Consider the following 2,779-nt stretch of genomic DNA (forward strand, 5'->3'; position numbering starts at 1 on the left):
CGACATGGCCCTCGGGCTGATCACCGGCGACTGGCAGCGCGCCTGGTCCGGCCTGCGCGACTTCCTCGGCGGCACCTGGGACCTGATCGTCGCGACCACGAAACTGCTGGTCGTGGACCTGATGACCATGCTCGCCGACCTGCCCAGGGCGATCTTCGACCTGTTCGCGGACGTGGGCGGGCTGCTGTTCGAGGCCGGAAAGAACCTGATCAAGGGCCTGCTGAAGGGCATCGAGCACGGCTGGGGCTGGGTCAAGGACAAGCTCGGCGACCTGACCGACATGCTCCCGGAGTGGAAGGGACCGCCCGCGCGGGACCGGAACCTGTTGCGCGGCAACGGGAACCTGCTGATGCGCGGCCTCGCCGAGGGCCTGGCGGACGGGGAGCCGCAGGTGCGCCGCTACCTGGCGGACCTGACCGACTCCCTGCCCGCCATGATCGCCACCGTCGAACCCACCGCCTCCGCCCGCGCCACCACCACGGGCGCCGCCGTGCGAGGCGAGGACCTGGCCGCGTTCACCGACGCCGTGCGACGACTGGCCGAACGGCCCGTGATCGTGCGGGTGGGCGCGGTCGAGATCGCCCGCGCCACCGCCGAGGGAAACCGCTCCCTGGCCAGGAGGTGACGCGATGCGCTCGCTGTGGATCGGCCCCCTGGGGCGGCTGCGGGAGATCCCCGAGGCCGCCGAACAGCACGACCGGACCGTGGACCTGGGCGTCGCGGAGTTCGCCGCGCTCTCCGGCGGGATCACCACCACCCGCCTGGCCACCCCGCCGCGCCGCCTGACCCTGGCCTGGGGCGCGCTGTCCGCCCCCTCCGCGCGCTGGGTGGCCGCGCTCGCGCTCGGCGCGACCGGTCCCGGACCGCTGGCCGTGCTCGACCCCACCACCGCCCCCAACCTCCTGGAACCCGGCCAATCCCTGGGCGTCGCGCCCGCCGCGATGATCCAGATGGTGGGGTGGGGCACCCTGACCGCGCGGCCGGACGGCGTCCTGACCGTCACCGGCACCCGCACGGACTCCCAGCTCTACTACCGGCACCCCCACTGGGGCGGCTATCCGGTCGTGCCCGATGTGCCCGTCAGCTTCACCGCCGAGGCCACCGCCTACGGCGCGCGCTGCCTGCTGAGCTTCTTCGACGCCACCGGCACGGCGGTGGGCGGCACCGACCCCGCCCCGGTCGCCACCGCCGTCCCACCGCCGGGCGCGGTGATCGTCACTCCCAAGGTGCAGCTGCCCGAGCTGACCGCGCCGACCGTGATCGGCGGGGCGGTGCTGCGCCTGGGCGAACCCGTCGCCGAGGGGGAGACCCCGCCGCTGGGGGAGGGCTGCCCGGCGATGACCGTCACCGACTACGCCGACACCCCGCGCCTTCCCCACCGCGACATGACCCTGCACCTGGTGGAGGTACGCCGTGCTCGACGCTGACCCCGCCCTCGTCGCCGCCCTGGACGCCCCCGACCGCGTCACCACCACCCTGACCCGCCTGGGCGGACGCGAGGTCACCGACCGGATCACCGCCTGGGCGGTGGACCGCGCCTACGACACCGACCTGCCCGCCCCCATCCGCGCCACCAACGGCTCCGCCTCCGCCGAGCTGCGCCTGACCCTCTCCGGCGACGGCACCGACACCGCCGCCCGCCTCTACGGCCCCTACGCACCCACCCTGACCGGCGACCTCGCCCGACCCGGCCAGTCCGTGATCCACGGCTGGGGCGTCGGCGACGGCGCGCTGCCCGCGTTCCGGGGCAGCATCCGCGACCGCTCCGCCGACGCCGTCACCGGCCTGGTCGAGATCACCGCCCTCGACGGCGCCGAACGCCTGCGCGACGCCGCACGCCTCCCGGCAACCCTGTCCACGACCGGCGGTCCGATCGCCTCCGGCACCTGGGTCGTGGACCACCTCGCCCGCCAGGCCGGGATCTACACCAGCCCGCCGCCACGCCCCGGCTGCGTCCTGGACGTGACCATGCACGGCGGCATCGTGCCCAGCATCGGCTACTACCGCGACCACGCCGCCACTCCCACGAGCTACCGGTTCACCACCGATGTTCCCTGGCAGTGCGCGTTGGAGGCGTACACCACCCCCTACCCGCTGCGGTACGACCCGCGCACCCGCACCGCCATCGGCAGCCGATCCCTGCTGGTCGAGTGCTGGATTCAGCAGACCGGCGGCGGTACGGCGGGCAACCAGGTGCGGTTGAGCCTGAACTACGCCACCGACTCCGTCGCCGAGACGCTGTACCTGCTGGTCGACCTCACCGCGAACACGGTCACCGAGGGCAGCACCGGAAGCAGCACCACCTCCAAGGGCTACAGCGGCGTCGGCCTGACCACGCGCGGCTCCTACCACGTCGGGGTGCACTGGTCCTGGACCGGCAAGACCCCCTCCGCGCGGATCTACCTCACCGGCCCCGGCATCCGGGGCGGCTACCTGGAAACCTGGCTCGGCGACCTCGCCCCCCTCGCCGACGCCCAGCTCTCCCACGTGGAGATCACCGGCGGGGTGCCCATCGAGGCTGTGCAGGTCTCCACCCCCCTCACCGTCCCCGGCGGCCTCGCGCAGTTCGAGCCCACCTGGACGCGCGGCGCGGTCATCACCGGCCTGACCTCGCAGCTCAACGCGCTTCCGCCCACCCAGGGCAGCGCGTGGGAGATCATCAGCGCAGTCGCCCAAGCCGAACAGGCGACGGTGGAGTTCGACCCGCACGGCCTGCTGCGCTACCGCCCCAACAGCCGCTTCCGCGCACCCGGCACGCCCGCGCTCACCGTCACCAGCG

At 73.9% G+C, this 2,779-nt stretch carries 3 protein-coding genes; all 3 read left to right on the forward strand.

What is annotated here, in order from left to right:
- Positions 1-625, forward strand: a 625-nt coding sequence (locus tag ACTUAL_RS05195) for a phage tail protein (RefSeq protein WP_440899443.1), incomplete at its 5' end; no start/stop codon positions are given.
- A 4-nt stretch (positions 626-629) separates the two neighbouring features.
- Positions 630-1,427, forward strand: a complete 798-nt coding sequence (locus ACTUAL_RS05200) for a hypothetical protein (protein WP_440899444.1) — start codon at positions 630-632, stop codon at positions 1,425-1,427.
- On the forward strand, positions 1,414-2,779 hold a 1,366-nt coding region (locus ACTUAL_RS05205), incomplete at its 3' end, for a hypothetical protein (RefSeq protein ID WP_440899445.1). The genes ACTUAL_RS05200 and ACTUAL_RS05205, both read left to right, overlap by 14 nt.

The organism is Actinosynnema sp., assembly GCF_052038725.1.